Below are 16,180 nucleotides of genomic sequence, written 5' to 3' on the forward strand. Positions count from 1 at the left end.
AAAGATGGCTTTTTTTATTTTAATATTTTTTATATTACACAAGGAGTGGTAATCATGTACAAAATTGATACGAAACTTGCCCAAATTGGAAACCGCAGTGAAACAACTACTGGAACGGTTAATCCACCTGTATACTTTTCAACGGCCTTCCGCCATGAGGGAATTGGCCAATCAACTGGCTTTGACTATACGCGAACAGGAAATCCAACACGCCAGCTCCTTGAGAAAACAATTGCTGATTTAGAGAATGCTGATCAGGGATTTGCATGCAGCTCTGGTATGGCTGCCATTCAACTTATCCTTGCACTATTTGAATCTGGTGACGAATGGATCGTTAGTGAAGATTTATATGGAGGTACCTACCGTCTATTAGAAAAGGGCTATAAAAAATGGGGCTTAACCACTCAATATGTGAATACGTGTTGTCCGGAAGAGATTGAAAAGAAGATCACCCCGCAAACAAAAGCTATTTTCTTAGAAACACCAACCAATCCGCTTATGCAGGAATCTGACATTGCAGCGGTATCAAAAATTGCAAAGCAGCACGGATTATTATTAATCGTCGATAACACTTTCTACACTCCACTCCTGCAGCAGCCGATTACCCTTGGCGCGGATATTGTCATCCACAGTGCAACGAAATACCTAGGAGGACATAATGACGTCCTTGCCGGTCTTGTTGTTGCAACTGGAAAAGAACTTTGTGAAGCCTTGGCCTTCCACCATAACGGTGCTGGAGCGGTGCTAAGTCCATTTGATTCGTGGTTATTAATGCGCGGAATGAAAACATTGTCCCTTCGGATGGAACGACATGAAAAAAATGCAAAAAACATCGTCGAATTTCTTTCCGAGCATGATGCGGTCACTGATGTCCTTTACCCTGGTCGAGGCGGAATGGTTTCCTTTAGAATCAAAGACGAAACATGGGTTAACCCATTTTTACAAGGTTTACAGCTAATTAGTTTTGCAGAAAGTTTAGGTGGTACAGAAAGCTTTATTACCTATCCGGCAACACAAACACATGCGGATATTCCAGAAGAAGTTCGAATTCAAGCAGGCGTTTGTAATCGGTTATTACGTTTTTCCGTAGGACTTGAGGATTCACAAGATATAATAGAAGATTTGGAAAAAGCGTTTGTCCATGTTCAAGAAGGAGTGATTGCCTAATGTCACACGATCAATATACTTTTGAAACCAGACTCCTTCATAATAAGCATAAAATTGATCCTGTAACTGGAGCAGTTAGTGTACCAATTCAGCATGCATCAACCTTCCATCAATCGGATTTCGATCAGTTTGGCAAGTATGATTATGGCCGCAGTTTAAATCCGACAAGAGAAGCACTCGAAGATGTTATTGCAGAACTCGAAGGCGGAATCAAAGGATTTGCCTTTTCATCTGGTATGGCGGCCATTTCAACAGCGTTCCTCCTGCTGTCTGCAGGGGATCATATTGTTATTACTGAGGATGTGTATGGTGGTACGTTTCGGATGGTCACACAAGTCCTTACGCGACTCGGAATTGACCATACTTTTGTTGATATGACTAATTTAGAGGAAGTAAAAGAAGCCATTCAGCCGAATACAAAGGCGTTTTATGTGGAAACACCATCGAATCCATTAATGAAAGTGACTGACATACGAGCAATAAGCAACATTGCAAAGGAAACGGGCGCATTAACATTCGTTGATAACACGTTTCTTACTCCTTCTCACCAAAAACCTTTAGAACTAGGAGCAGATGTAGTCCTGCATAGTGCGACGAAATTTTTATCTGGCCATAGTGATGTCGTTGCTGGGCTTGCGGTCGTCAATGACGAAGACCTGGCAAAAAGATTAGGCTTTTTGCAGAATGGATTTGGTGCCATCTTAGGCGTTCAAGATGCATGGCTCGTTTTAAGAGGAATCAAGACTTTGCACGTTCGCTTGGAACAATCTCAAAATTCGGCTATCAAACTAGCAGAGTTTTTAGATTCCCACCCGCTGGTTGATAAAGTCCATTATCCGGGGCTTGAAAGTCACCCTCAATATCACATTCAGAAGAATCAAGCTGCTGGACCTGGAGCAGTGCTATCCTTTGAATTGGCAAATGAAGATGCTCTTCGAACCTTTCTAGCGAACGTGGAAATACCTGTATTTGCTGTCAGCCTTGGAGCGGTAGAATCTATTCTTTCATATCCGGCAAAAATGTCCCATGCTGCGATGCCTCAAGAAGAACGAGAAAAGCGCGGGATTACCAATAGTCTAGTTCGCTTATCAGTTGGACTTGAAAATCCTGACGATTTGATTAAGGATTTTTCGCAGGCGCTAGAGCACGTTCGTACGAATCATTTGGTATTACAGCAAGGAGAATCATCATGAGCTTTTTAGAAAAATTAAAAAATCAAATCTTAATCGCTGATGGCGCCATGGGAACCCTATTGTATTCCTACGGTAAGGATAGCTGTTTAGAGGAATTGAATCTTTCCCAGCCAGACCACATCCGCTCCATCCATAAAGCCTATATTGATGCAGGGGCTGATGTGATTCAAACCAATACCTATGCAGCAAACTATCTTAAGCTGCAAAGGTATGGTTTAGAGGATTCTGTCAAGGAAATTAACAGTGCTGCTGTCCAATTGGCTAAACAAGCTGCTTCCAGATCCAATACGTTCGTCCTTGGGACGATTGGCGGCAATCGTGGAATTAAACCAGATTCAGTCTCGATTGACGAATTAAAACGCAGTTTCCGTGAACAATTGTATTGTCTCCTTCTAGAAGGAGTAGATGGCCTATTGTTCGAAACCTTTTATAATCTTGAAGAGCTTGAGACCGTTCTATCGATTGCTAGAAAGGAAACGAAACTGCCAATCATTGCTCAGGTTTCCCATCAGGAGCCTGGATTTTTACAGGACCGTACACCTGTTAATGACGCCTTAAGACGACTAGAAGCTCTTGGTGCTGATGTCGTTGGACTTAATTGCCGACTCGGTCCCCATCATATGTTATTAGCCTTGGAACAGGTCGAACTACCTGAACATGCTTTCCTATCAGCCTATCCAAACGCTAGTCTCCCTGCCTATACGGATGGTAAATTTCATTACGAGGGCGATGCCGATTATTTTCGAAATTCAGCACGGGCTTTCCGCAGCCAAGGCGTTCGATTGCTTGGGGGTTGCTGCGGGACAACACCAGAACATATTCAAGCCTTTGCCGCTGAATTAAAGAATAGTGTCCCGATTACTGAAAAAATAGTAAAATTAAAACCAAAGAGAATTATCGTTGATCAACTTTCTCCACAAAGGGAGTTCACTCCCCTTCAAGAAATCGTGAAAGAAAGGCCATCGGTGATCGTAGAATTAGATCCGCCTAGAAAACTAGATACAACAAAGTTCTTCGAAGGCGCCAAAGCCCTAAAAGAAGCAGGCATTGATTCAATTACCTTAGCGGATAATTCTCTTGCAACCGTTCGTATCTCAAACGAATCTTTAGGATATTTGGTGAAAGAAAAATTAGGAATGCGTCCGCTGATTCATATTGCTTGCCGTGACAGAAATATTATTGGCTTGCAATCCCATTTAATGGGGCTTCATACGCTTGGGATGAATGATGTTTTAGCAATTACAGGTGACCCTGCAAGAGTAGGAGATTTCCCTGGTGCTTCTTCTGTTTATGATGTTTCTTCCTTTGAGTTGATCCAGATGATTAAGCAATTAAATGAAGGCTTATCCTTTTCTGGAAAGGATTTGGGGCAAAAAACGTCTTTTAGTATTGCCGCAGCCTTTAACCCAAATGTTCGCTCTGTTGAGAAAGCTGTAAAGCGGTTAGAGAAAAAGATACAGTACGGGGCTGATTACTTTATCTCCCAGCCAGTTTTTTCGGAGGAAAAATTAATCGAAGTCTATGAAAATACCAAACATCTTGATGCACCTATTTATATTGGCCTTATGCCACTGACAAGCAGTAAAAATGCCGAGTTCCTTCATAATGAAGTGCCGGGAATCAAAATTGCTGATTCAATCCGGAACCGAATGGCAATGTTCAACGATAACCCTGAGCAGGCAGCGCGTGAAGGAATTGAAATTACTAAATCATTAATAGACACTGCACTCGATTTATTTAACGGAATTTATTTGATTACACCATTTTTACGCTATGAAATGACTGCTGAATTGGCGTTATATGCTCGTCAGCGTGCAAGTGAATTGAGGAGGAGCAACTATGCCGAAAACACCATTTACTGAACAACTTAAAAAACGAATCCTCGTCATGGACGGGGCGATGGGAACGATGATCCAAGAAGCAAATCTAACAGCGGAAGATTTTGGTGGCGAGCAGTATGAAGGCTGTAACGAAAACCTAGTGTTAACCGCCCCCTCTGTCATTGCCAATATTCATCGTGAATACTTAGAAGCTGGTGCAGACATCATTGAAACAAATACGTTCGGGGCGACAAGTCTTGTTCTCGATGAATATGAGTTAGGTTATAAAGCCTATGAGATTAATAAAATTGCTGCTTTCCTTGCGGTGAAAGAAGCTTACAAGATATCAACAGATGAATGGCCCCGATATGTGGCCGGGTCGATGGGTCCCACGACAAAAACATTAAGTGTTACAGGCGGAACTACCTTTGATGCCCTTGCAGCCTCATACGAAGAACAAGCGATTGGTCTCATTGATGGCGGTGTTGATTTACTACTGCTTGAAACAAGTCAGGACATGTTGAATGTAAAAGCAGGTTATGTTGGAATTGAGCGGGCGTTCGAAAAGACGGGTAAAACACTGCCATTGTTTATTTCTGGAACGATTGAGCCAATGGGAACAACCCTTGCCGGACAGTCGATCGAATCGTTTTTTATCTCAGTAGAGCATATGAATCCTGTTGCTGTTGGACTTAACTGTGCTACAGGTCCTGAGTTCATGCAGGACCATGTCCGCTCACTTGCAGATTTGGCATCTACAGCTGTCAGCTGCTATCCAAATGCTGGTTTGCCTGATGAAGAAGGACATTATCATGAAACACCTGAAACGTTAGCGAAAAAGCTGGCTGATTTTGCTGCTCATGGCTGGCTGAATATTGTTGGCGGCTGTTGTGGAACGACTCCTTCTCATATCAGAGCAATCGCAGATGCGATGAAGGAATTCCAGCCGAGAGAATTTAAGCCAAATGCCGTTCATATGGTTTCAGGTATTGAACCATTCATTTATGATGATCCGACGTTACGACCAATTATGGTCGGTGAACGGACAAATGTAATTGGCTCACGTAAATTCAAACGTTTAATCACTGAAGGAAAATTTGAAGAAGCAGCAGAGATTGCCCGTGCCCAAGTCAAAGGCGGCGCGCATGTCATTGACCTCTGCCTTGCCGACCCTGACCGTGAAGAAATGGTTGATATGGAAAATTTTATTAAAGAAGTGGTAAAGAAAGTAAAGGCTCCCCTTGTTATCGATTCTACTGATGAAAAGGTTATTGAACGGGCGCTTAAATATTCGCAAGGTAAAGCCATTATCAATTCGATTAATCTAGAAGATGGCGAGGAACGCTTTGAAGCGGTGGTCCCATTAATCCATCGCTACGGTGCAGCTGTGGTTGTCGGGACCATTGATGAGGAAGGAATGGGGGTAACTGCCGAGCAAAAACTAACCATTGCGAAACGGTCCTATGATCTGCTTGTCAATAAATATCGTCTAAAACCACAAGATCTCATTTTTGATCCGCTCGTGTTTCCTGTTGGGACTGGCGATGAACAATATATCGGTTCCGCCAAGGCTACGGTTGAGGGAATCAGGTTAATTAAGGAAAATTTACCAGAGGTACAAACAATCCTCGGAATTAGTAATGTCTCCTTCGGGCTTCCACCTGTCGGAAGAGAAGTTCTTAATTCTGTATTCCTATACCACTGTACCCAAGCAGGACTAGATTATGCGATTGTTAATACGGAAAAACTAGAGCGGTTTGCTTCCATTTCTAAAGAAGAAGTTCAATTAGCAGAAGCTCTTTTATTTAATACAACTGATGAGACGTTGGCAACCTTTACTGAATTTTATCGCGGCAAAAAGAAAGAATCGAAATCCACTGTTCCAAATATGACTCTAGACGAGCGTCTCGCCTATTACGTGGTGGAGGGAACAAAGGAAGGATTACTACCAGATTTAGACCTAGCCCTTGAAACCTACCCTGCCCCGCTGGATATTATAAATGGGCCATTGATGGAAGGGATGAAGGAAGTCGGCCGTCTCTTTAACGACAACCAACTCATCGTTGCCGAGGTTCTTCAAAGTGCTGAGGTTATGAAAGCAGCTGTCTCGCATTTAGAGCCACACATGGAAAAAGGCGATGTTTCTGCTACAAAAGGGAAAATTATTTTAGCCACGGTGAAAGGCGATGTTCATGATATTGGGAAAAACCTCGTCGATATCATCCTCAGCAATAATGGTTATGAAGTAATCGACCTTGGGATAAAGGTCAATCCAACTGATTTAGTTCAGGCGATTCAGCGTGAAAAACCAGACATGGTTGGTTTGTCAGGCTTACTGGTAAAGTCTGCACAGCAAATGGTATTAACAGCTCAGGATATGAAGGAATCCGGTATTGCAATCCCTATCCTGGTTGGAGGAGCAGCCCTTTCTCGGAAATTCACTGATTCGAAGATTGCCAAAGAGTATGATGGACTTGTCCTTTATGCCAAAGATGCGATGACCGGTCTTTCGATTGCGAATCAATTGAATTCGGAAGAGGAAGTTCAAAAATTAATGCTTGAGAAAAATGAAAAATTGGCCTCTTTAGCTATTCCTAGGGAGTTTGAGCGCCCCTCATCTGTTTCCGTTGCTGTAAAACCGAAGCCAGCGGTGTCGACCCAGGTTCCTGTCTTTACGCCAATGGATACAAAGAGGCATATCCTTAAATCATATTCCCTTTCTCATATTGAACCATATATCAATATGCAAATGTTAATTGGTCACCATCTTGGTGTGAAAGGGAAAATCGCCAAGTTATTAGCCGCAAAGGATGAAAAAGCAGTTAAGGTGAAAGAGGTCGTTGACCAATTATTGACTGATGCGCGTGTAAACGGCTGGATTTCTCCAGCTGCAGCTTATCAATTTTTCCCAGCACAAGCGGATGGCAATAAAGTCTTGATCTTCAATCCGGAAAATCAAGACGAGGTCATTGAAACATTTGACTTTCCTCGTCAGGAATCGGCACCACATCTTTGTTTAGCTGATTTCCTTAAGTCAGTGGACAGCGGTGAGAAAGATTATGTCGGCTTCTTTACGGTTACAGCCGGCAGGGGAATCCGAGAAAAAGCGGAGCAATTTAAAAAAGATGGGCGCTTTTTAGAATCTCACGCTCTCCAAGCGCTGGCATTAGAGACGGCAGAAGGCTTTGCGGAGTTAATTCACCGTCAAATGCGCGACCGCTGGGGCTTCCCAGATCCGCTTGATTTCACAATGCAAGACCGTTTTACGGCTAAATATCAAGGTCAGCGTTTTTCGTTTGGCTACCCTGCTTGTCCAGAATTGGAGGATCAAAAGAAGCTATTTAAGTTGATACAGCCGGAGGAAATCGGCATTCAGTTAACAGAAGGCTGTATGATGGAACCTGAAGCTTCTGTTTCAGCAATCGTATTTGCACATCCGGAAGCTAGGTATTTTAATGTGTTGAGATAGGGATGTTTTTGGGATTCCGCGGGAGGTTATTACCTTCTGCGGAATTTTTTTGTGTGTGCACCTACCTTGACATTTAAAAACAAATACACTATAGTTACCTAGGTAACTAATTAACAAAAAGAAGTTTGAGGTGTGCTACATAAATGAATAGCCACGAATTATTCCATACGCTCCATCAGCTTTCACGTCATCTGACCAATACACTTAATGAAGCATTAAAACCCTTAGGTTTATACGGGTCACAATGGTCCGTCATTTTTGTTTTACAAACCAAAGGCTCATTAACCCAAAAAGAGCTTTGTGAATACTTATTCGTTGAAGCCCCACCGATGACCCGCACCATTCAACGGCTTGTTAAACAAGGATACGTACGTCAGGAGCCTGGTAAGGACAAGCGCGAGAAACTGATTCAATTAACAGATATGGCATTGTCGATGTATCCTGAGTGGGAAAAAACCGTCATGGAAAATAATCAATCATTATTGAAGCATCTTCCAGAATCATCACAGGAAGAGCTTTTTCATCTTCAAAAAAGCTGGTTACAAAAGCTTTTATAAAAAGGAGCGATCATATGAATAAACCTAAATTATGGACGAAAAATTTTATCAGTATTTCGTTAAGTAACTTTTTTTTATTTTTAACCTTTTATGTTTTACTCGTTACACTTCCTATTTATGCAATACAGGAGTTTGACAGTAATGCGTCACAAGCGGGTTTAATGACAACCGTGTTTTTGATATCAGCGATTATATCACGTCCGGTTGCTGGCCAATGGCTTGAAAAATCTGGCCATAAAAAAGTACTGCTTACTGCGCTGATTGTTTTCTCAGGCGCCTCGCTATTATATTTTTTTCCAAAAACAATCATGGGATTCTTGGCCATCCGTTTGTTACATGGGGTTGGTTTTGGGATGGCGACAACCGCTGTAGGAGCAATCGTGGCAGACCTTATTCCAATTTCGCGCCGTGGTGAAGGAATGGGCTATTTTATCATGTCGACGAATATGGCAATGGTATTAGGACCATTTATCGGCTTAACTGCCATCCAGCAATGGGGTGCGGAAACCCTGTTCATCATTAGTGTCATTGTTGCCTTCGGGGCCCTGATCACTGGGTTAAGTGTAAAAGTTAAAGGAACAGAGGAAACAGTCCTTCCGATTGTACAGTCTACCTTTTCATTCAAAAACTTAATTGAGCCTTCAGCCGTTCCGATCGCAATTGTTGGTGGCTTTCTTGCCATCGTTTATTCAGCACTTCTTTCTTTCGTATCTGTTTTCGCAACGGAGATACACCTTGCAGAGGTTTCCTCCCTTTTCTTTGTGGTTTATGCGATTGTTTTATTAATTTCAAGACCTTTTACTGGAAAATGGTTAGACCTGTATGGTCCCAATGTGATTGTCTTCCCATCCATCCTATTATTTGCAATAGGAATGTTTGTCTTAAGTCAAAGCGGCAGCGCGTTAAGCTTTCTTCTCTCAGCAGGAATGATTGGTTTAGGCTGGGGAACGCTGTTTCCAACCTTCCAAACAATTGCGATTCAAGACGCTGCGCCTCGAAAAAGAGGATTAGCTACAGCTACTTTCCTATCAATCTATGATATCGGGATCGCCTTTGGCTCGTTTGTGGTCGGGTTAGCAGCCGCAAAAATGGATTATAGTTCTCTTTATTTCTTTAGTTCCTTCTATGTTCTAATCGGGATTATACTATATTATTTCCTTCATACCCGGAAACAAGTATCGTTTAAAGAACATAAACAGACAGAGTTAAATAACCTTAACTCATAATGATTGCTACCACCTTTCAAAAATGGATTCATTTCAAACCCATTTTTGAAAGGCGTAGTGTACTATCTGTATTTTTGTTATATAATGGAACTCTAACTATGATTAGAGGAGTGATTGTTTTGGCGAAATCTAAAGCCAAAAAGTTACGTGAAAAACTGACCCGTGAAGGCCGAATGAATCCAGCAGAAAAGCGAAGCCCGTTTGTTTTTACTGATATGAGAACAAGGATAACAAAATCTAAAAAAGACCATTTATATCAATTTAAACACAAGAACCATCAATCCCAAACAGGAAATGATGGTTCTTTTTTTTGGCAGACAGCGATATAAAATTTATTTATTATAAATATTCAAATATTTTCTACTAATATAGGCAGTTGATTTTACATATGTTTCTATTTACGCTAATCTTATTTTGAAATCAATTTTTCAATATATGGGAGGTAAATAATATGTTTGATGTACTAATTGTTGGTGCTGGACCTACTGGCGCAAGTGCGGCTCTTTTTACTGCAAAAGCTGGAAAGAAAACAGTGGTTATTGATAATGATAAGAGCGTGACAAAGAGAGCCTGGATTGAAAACCATTATGGTGTGGCAGAAATTACTGGACCAGATCTTGTTGAAACTGGAAAAAAACAAGCAACTAAATTTGGCGCTGAAATCGTTCAAGCTACGGTATCCAACATCAGCAAAACGGAGACTGGTTTTAAAGTTGAAACTGAACAAGGGGAATTTGAAGCTAAACATGTTATCCTTGCTACAGGCATGTCTGTTGATCTTGCTGAAGCGGCTGGCTTAACAACAAAGCCAGGAACAGAACCAAGAATCAAGACAGTATTGGCCGTTGATGCTGCTGGTAAAACAAATATTGATGGCATTTGGGCTGCTGGGACAGTTGCTGGTGTGAGTATGCACACTATTATTACTGCTGGCGACGGTGCCAAGGTAGCCATAAATGTTATCAGTGAAATTAACGGTGTACGCTATGTCGACCATGATGTGTTAAAAGCCTAAAAAAGGTTACATAAAAGGAGGAAGACAAATGGCTGTTAAGAAAATGGACCATGTTGGGGTCATGGTAAACGACCTTGATGCCTCACTTCGGTTTTATCAAGAAATAGTTGGTCTGGCGTTAAAAGACAGATTTACGATTGCAAATGGTACCATAACGTTAGCCTTCCTTGGATTCCAAAGTTCAGACGAGACAGAATTAGAATTAGTATATGGTGGTAATGGAGATCTTCCTGCAGAAGGGAAAGTCAATCACGTCGCCTTCTTGGTGGATGATATAGAAGAGGAATTCGATCGTTTAAAGGGCGTCAACGTAGTTTTCATTAGTGATGAGATCGTGACACTCCCGAACGGATATCGTAATTTCTTTGTGCAAGGCCCTGATGGTGAAAAGGTCGAGTTTTTCCAACGATAGCTCTAGGATAGGAAAATGAATTAAGGGACTCAGCTGCTGAGTCCCTTGATATTTCCTGGATAGTTTCCAGTACCTATTTCTACTGCGGTGAGACCGGAAGCATTCACATAATCTAGCATTTCTTCTAAAGACTTATCTGCAAATAAAACGGTAAATACCCCGAGTTTCATAGACTATCCCACAATACCTTCAATCTTAAATTTTACACTGCTGCCTATCCGGCTGCTTTCATAAATCGCTTCCATAATTTTTGAAACCCGTGCTGCTTCTTCTGGTTTTACTACAAGTTCTTCAAGACCAAGACAAGCATTCACAAAATTTTTCGCTTGTGGAAGATCAGGCTTTTCTTCCCCTGGCATCCAAGTAGCTTGGCTATTAATCAACATACCATGTTTGGCGTAGTTCAGACTGAATGGAAATACCTCCAAACCACCTTTGTCTCCAGAAATACTGACGTTTTCAATCACATCTTCTTTAATGTTATTAGACCAAGAGGTTTCAAGAAGCATAGACGCTCCATTTGAAAATTTAATATAGCCTGTAACATGATCATCCACATCAAATGCACTTGGGTCGAATTTTCCCCATTGATTTACCTGACCTTCCGTTTTACTCAAGACATTGTAGGTAGAGCCTATTATTTCAATCGGTTCACAATCGCCTAATAGCCACAGTGACAGGTCCAAGAGATGGCAGCCATAATCGATTAGACTGCCTCCTCCCTGTAATTCTTTATTGGTAAAAACGCCCCAGCCAGGCACCTTCCGGCGGCGCATTGCCTGTACCCTGACAACAAGCGGGTTACCAATCTCACCGGCTAACATTACCTTTTTAGCCGCTTGAACTTCCTTCATAAAACGGTAATGGTAGGCAATGGATAGGACTTTTCCAGATTGTTTTGCAGCTTCAGACATAGCCTTACAATCAAAGGCTGTGAGAGCCATCGGTTTTTCACAAAGAACATGAATCCCTGCTTTTAGCGCCGCAATTGCAATTTCAGCATGAAACTTATTCGGTGTACAAATCACAATCGCATCGACTTCATTGAACATTTCCTGATAGGTTTCAAAAATCTTTAGAATACCAAACTTTGTAGCTACTTCCTTCGCTCGCTCATGGTCAATGTCATGAACGGCTACAATCGATACTAATTCTTCCAATTGTAGGAAGGCAGGAATATGCCTAGATTGAGCAATCCCTCCTATTCCAATCAAACCAACCCGCATTTTACTCATGACAACACCTCATACCTAGGCATGTGAAATTTCTCTAGTATCGACTTTAACAATTTGCCTTGTTTTATCCGATTCAAGCGCTGCTAGAATAACATTTAACGATTTCATGCCTTCTTCCCCGGTGATTGGAGGCTCAATGTTTAAAAGAATACTATTTACAAAGTTTTCTATTACATGAGAACTTTTTTGCCCAGCCTCTTCATTCGACTGAATGTTTCCGAGTTCATATTTCACCGTTTCCCCATTTATGTATTGGATAATAAGCGAGAAATTCGGGTCTTCCTCAAGCCGCAAGATCGCATTTTCTCCATATATAATAGTAGAATTATCTTCTTTAGACACATACGACCAGCTTGCAGCAAGTGTACCCACAATTCCCGATTCCGTCTTAAGTATACATACCGCATTATCATCCACATCAGTGTTAGTCTTTGCGCTCGTTTCTACAAAGGCACCAACTTCGACAATTTCTTCCCCAAGTAAATAGCGAATAAGATCTGTTTTATGAACACCGAGATCACCCATCGCCCCTATAAAGGCCTGTTCTTTTTTGAAAAACCAGCTATCCTTCCTGTCCGCACTCCACTTTTCTGGACCTGGGTGACCAAATGCGGTTCTGAAACTGTAGATTTTTCCAACATCACCATTCTCAATGAGCTTTCTTGCCTTTACATGAGAACTTACAAATCGTTGATTATGACCAATCATTAGCTTTTTGTCATTCTTTTTTGCTGCCAAAATCATTGAAAGTGCTTCTTCTTTTTTCGTTGCCATCGGTTTTTCACATAGGACATGTTTTCCTGCATTTAGCGCTGCAATGGAGATAGGAGCATGCAGGTAATTAGGGGTACATACTGAAATGGCATCAATTTCCTCAAGGGCAAGTAATTCTTCATAACTTGTAAAAGCTCTCGCATTATACTTTTCAGCGAACTCGATTGCTCTTGCCTCCACAATGTCACAAACAGCAGCAATTTCAACATTTACGTTTGCTGCATATTCAGGTAGATGGCGGTGCCTTGCAATACTACCGCAGCCAATGACGGCTATTTTTAATTTGCTCATAATTTTTTCCTCTCCAAATAAATTATTTTATCGAAATCGGTTCAATAGACTGTGCATTACCATAAACAGGTCGTTTCCGATTTACCGGCTGTGCCCATTTCACCGCATTTGTGATTACTTTTTGGACATCCTGATGATGATAGGTTGGATAGGTTTCATGACCGGGTCTAAAGTAGAAAATCCTGCCGTTGCCGCGACGATAAGTGCAGCCGCTTCGGAAAACCTCTCCGCCTTCAAACCAGCTAACAAATACTAATTGATCGGGGACTGGAATATCAAAGTGCTCTCCATACATCTCTTCCTTCTCAAGCTCAATGTATTCACCAAGGCCTTCTACGATTGGATGGCTTGGATCTACTACCCAGATCCGCTCTTTATCGTCTGCTTCCCGCCATTTTAAATCGCAGGAGGTTCCCATTAAACGTTTGAAAATTTTGGAGAAGTGACCAGAATGGAGAACGATCAATCCCATCCCATCCAATACACGCTGATGTATTTTTTCAACGATATCATCGTTTACTTCCCCATGGGCAAGATGTCCCCACCACACGAGAACATCGGTGTTCCTAAGGACCTCGTCAGTTAGCCCGTGTTCAGCTTCATCTAAAGTTGCAGTACTTACATCAAATCCAGCTTCTTCTAAAAATCCTGCAATCGCCCCATGAATTCCCTTCGGATAAATTTCTCTTACAATTGGATTTTTCTGCTCATGTCGGTTTTCATTCCAAACTGTGACTTTGCTCATTTTTCGTTCATCTCCAAACATTTTTTATTCTTTAACAGAACCAGATGTTAAACCAGATACAATTCTACGCTGAAAAACAAGGACCATGATTACTAGAGGAACGCTCACAACGACCGTAGCTGCTGCAATTTCCCCCCACGGAATCGTAAACTGCCCTTGGAACATCGCAATCCCAATCGGTACGGTTTTATATTTTTCATCTGTATTGATGGTAAGCGCGAAAAAGAACTCATTCCAAGCTGCGATGAATACTAGGATAGCGGTTGTAAATATCCCTGGTACTGCAAGTGGCATAATGATTTTCCAGTAAGTTTGCATTAAGGAAGCACCGTCTATTTTGGCCGCCTCTTCAAGATCCAACGGAATTTTACGGAAGAATGTCACCAAAATCCAAATAGAAAGCGGAAGTGTGAATGTTGTATATGGGATAATTAATCCTAAATAAGAGTTAGTTAATCCTATATTCTTTAAGAAGATATAAATAGGTGTAATCGTTGCGATTTGCGGAAACATAGAAACGGATAACACAATTCCAAGAATAAAGGTTTTTCCTTTAAACTGAAGCCTTGCGATTGCATATGCAGCAAACGAAGCAACAGTCACTGTATAAACTGTCGTCACGCTGGCAACAACCGTACTATTCCATAAATATCGTAAAAACGGATGTTCAGCAAAAACTGAAATGTAATTCTTCCATGTCGGATGCGTGGTATAGGGAGTAAATGCCCTTTCGCCAAACAATTCTGTAGCTGGTTTTACCGAGCTTATTAGCATCCACAAAAATGGAAACATCACAACAAATACAAATATGACGAGAAACACATAAAAGAATGGACTCGCTTTTTTCTGCATGTTAAACTTCCTCCCTCGAAAATTGGTGTTCCTATAAATCTCCCTTATCTGTCATTTAGCAGATCTCTACCCAAAAACTTGATATAAATCATCGAAATAATCGCAACGCAGATAAATACAATGACAGAGAGAGCAGAACCGTCACCAAAATTCGTCTGAGAGAACATCACTTTATAAGCAAGGAGTGAAATGGTTTCAGTAGAGTTAGCAGGACCTCCACCGGTTAACACGTAAACTAAGTCAAAGACACGGAATGCATCAAGTGTTCTAAATAAAAGGGCAACAAGAAGGCTGGACTTTATGAGCGGTAAAGTAATTTTGATAAATTGCTTCCATCTACTAGCACCATCAATGGCGGCCGCTTCATAGAGGGAAGCTGGAATAGTTTGCAGCCCGGCCAATAGCAGCAATGCCATGTAAGGAGTGGTTTTCCAAACGTCAGAAAAGATAACCGAAAACATGGCTCCCGTATCGGTCACAAGCAGTTTTTCCATCTTGTCAACTAGTCCAAAATTTTCAAATAACTTGGCTACCACACCGTTTTGACCATCATATAGAAATTTCCACATTAGGGCAGAAACAGCCGTTGGAATCGCCCAAGGGATTAAAATACTAGCCCGAATAAGCCCACGCCCAACAAATGCTTTGTTAATCAAAAGCGCAATGGCCAGTCCTAGAACGAGTTCCACAAAAACAGAAATGACCGTAAAAGTGGTTGTATTTCCGATTGCTTTCCACATACGTCTATCGGATAAATTATCCTTGTAATGTTGTAAACCAATAAAATTCGGCTCAATGACAGCGTCACCATATCCAGAGGCCAATCCAAGTAGTTTTTTCTCTTGAGCAAATTTGACAGATTGGGAGATTTTTATCAACTCATTGCTTGTTGTTTTTCCTGTTTTCTTTAAATCTTCCGCCGTTTTTTGGTCGATCTTGGCAATGCTAAGATCACTGGTCACCTGCTTAAAACTCATTAATTTATCATTAACTGAATTATATTTCTTTTTTATATCCGCATTGCTTTGAATTTTTTTGTCTATCGATTGAAGGTTTTTCTTTAATAAGGTAAGTTTGTCAGAGGCATTCCCTTTGCCAATTTCAATGTCAATCTCACTTATTAAAAATGGATAATTATTAAGATATCGTTCAAGATCGATATTGTAACTTAAATTGACTTCAGATTTCGTAGGATCACTTAACCTCAAATCAAAAAGACTAAAGTAAAATGATTGCAAAACAGGCCAAATCGCAATGAGAAAAATCAAGATCATGGCTGGAGCGATGAGATAATACCCCGCCGTTTTTTCTGTAAAGAAGTTTTTTCTCTTCTTTGGTACCGAATCATACTTAATAATAGAAGTTTTTTTTGATTCTGTTTCTATTTTCAGGGCTTATCCCTCCCTCTGTTTCTTGGATGAAAT

The 16,180-nt window shown here is 41.1% G+C and carries 14 protein-coding genes and 1 pseudogene; 9 read left to right on the top strand and 6 right to left on the bottom strand.

The window, feature by feature from the left end:
* The first annotated feature begins 54 nt into the window (after nt 1-54).
* From QNH17_RS24120 to QNH17_RS24160, 9 genes are all read left to right on the top strand, one after another.
* The gene (locus QNH17_RS24120; protein WP_144554610.1) at nt 55-1,167 is read left to right on the top strand and encodes a methionine biosynthesis PLP-dependent protein; all 1,113 of its coding nucleotides are present in this window, start codon (nt 55-57) and stop codon (nt 1,165-1,167) included.
* A complete protein-coding gene (gene metC, locus QNH17_RS24125; protein WP_283875604.1) occupies nt 1,167-2,360 on the top strand; it encodes a cystathionine beta-lyase in 1,194 nt (397 codons plus the stop codon). Before QNH17_RS24120 ends, metC begins: the two co-directional genes overlap by 1 nt.
* Nucleotides 2,357-4,222 (top strand): bifunctional homocysteine S-methyltransferase/methylenetetrahydrofolate reductase, encoded by a 1,866-nt coding sequence (locus QNH17_RS24130; RefSeq protein ID WP_283875606.1) that lies wholly within the window; start codon nt 2,357-2,359, stop codon nt 4,220-4,222. Before metC ends, QNH17_RS24130 begins: the two co-directional genes overlap by 4 nt.
* Nucleotides 4,200-7,649 (top strand): methionine synthase, encoded by a 3,450-nt coding sequence (gene metH / locus QNH17_RS24135; RefSeq protein ID WP_283875608.1) that lies wholly within the window; start codon nt 4,200-4,202, stop codon nt 7,647-7,649. Before QNH17_RS24130 ends, metH begins: the two co-directional genes overlap by 23 nt.
* Nucleotides 7,650-7,792: 143 nt before the next feature.
* Entirely contained in the window at nt 7,793-8,206 is a 414-nt protein-coding gene (locus tag QNH17_RS24140) for a MarR family winged helix-turn-helix transcriptional regulator (RefSeq protein ID WP_283875609.1), read from the top strand.
* A 14-nt stretch (nt 8,207-8,220) separates the two neighbouring features.
* Entirely contained in the window at nt 8,221-9,432 is a 1,212-nt protein-coding gene (locus tag QNH17_RS24145) for an MFS transporter (protein WP_283875611.1), read from the top strand.
* A gap of 119 nt (nt 9,433-9,551) precedes the next feature.
* Nucleotides 9,552-9,761, top strand: a complete 210-nt coding sequence (locus QNH17_RS24150; RefSeq protein ID WP_283875612.1) for a ribosome rescue factor BrfA — start codon at nt 9,552-9,554, stop codon at nt 9,759-9,761.
* Between the two features lie 122 nt (nt 9,762-9,883).
* On the top strand, nt 9,884-10,447 hold the full coding sequence (locus tag QNH17_RS24155) for an NAD(P)/FAD-dependent oxidoreductase (RefSeq protein ID WP_283875613.1): 564 nt from the start codon (nt 9,884-9,886) through the stop codon (nt 10,445-10,447).
* Between the two features lie 28 nt (nt 10,448-10,475).
* Nucleotides 10,476-10,859: a VOC family protein gene (locus QNH17_RS24160; protein WP_283875614.1), complete on the top strand. Its 384-nt coding sequence runs from the start codon at nt 10,476-10,478 to the stop codon at nt 10,857-10,859.
* A 50-nt stretch (nt 10,860-10,909) separates the two neighbouring features.
* Here QNH17_RS24160 and QNH17_RS24165 read toward each other — a convergent pair.
* From QNH17_RS24165 to QNH17_RS24190, 6 genes and pseudogenes are all read right to left on the bottom strand, one after another.
* Nucleotides 10,910-11,029: pseudogene (locus QNH17_RS24165) on the bottom strand (sugar phosphate isomerase/epimerase); the annotation flags it as partial.
* 3 nt (nt 11,030-11,032) lie between these two features.
* Nucleotides 11,033-12,094, bottom strand: coding sequence for a Gfo/Idh/MocA family protein (locus QNH17_RS24170; RefSeq protein WP_283875615.1), 1,062 nt, complete (start codon nt 12,092-12,094; stop codon nt 11,033-11,035).
* A 15-nt stretch (nt 12,095-12,109) separates the two neighbouring features.
* Entirely contained in the window at nt 12,110-13,159 is a 1,050-nt protein-coding gene (locus tag QNH17_RS24175; RefSeq protein WP_283875616.1) for a Gfo/Idh/MocA family protein, read from the bottom strand.
* Nucleotides 13,160-13,181: 22 nt separating this feature from the next.
* Nucleotides 13,182-13,904: a ThuA domain-containing protein gene (locus QNH17_RS24180; RefSeq protein WP_283875617.1), complete on the bottom strand. Its 723-nt coding sequence runs from the start codon at nt 13,902-13,904 to the stop codon at nt 13,182-13,184.
* A 24-nt stretch (nt 13,905-13,928) separates the two neighbouring features.
* Nucleotides 13,929-14,756 carry a carbohydrate ABC transporter permease gene (locus QNH17_RS24185; RefSeq protein WP_283875618.1) on the bottom strand — a complete coding sequence of 276 codons (828 nt, stop codon included), beginning with the start codon at nt 14,754-14,756 and terminating at the stop codon, nt 13,929-13,931.
* Between the two features lie 44 nt (nt 14,757-14,800).
* Nucleotides 14,801-16,030: an ABC transporter permease subunit gene (locus QNH17_RS24190; protein ID WP_283875619.1), complete on the bottom strand. Its 1,230-nt coding sequence runs from the start codon at nt 16,028-16,030 to the stop codon at nt 14,801-14,803.
* Nucleotides 16,031-16,180: the final 150 nt, after the last annotated feature.

Origin of the sequence: Neobacillus sp. SuZ13 (assembly GCF_030123365.1) — a bacterium.
Classification (GTDB): Bacteria; Bacillota; Bacilli; order Bacillales; family Cytobacillaceae; genus Neobacillus.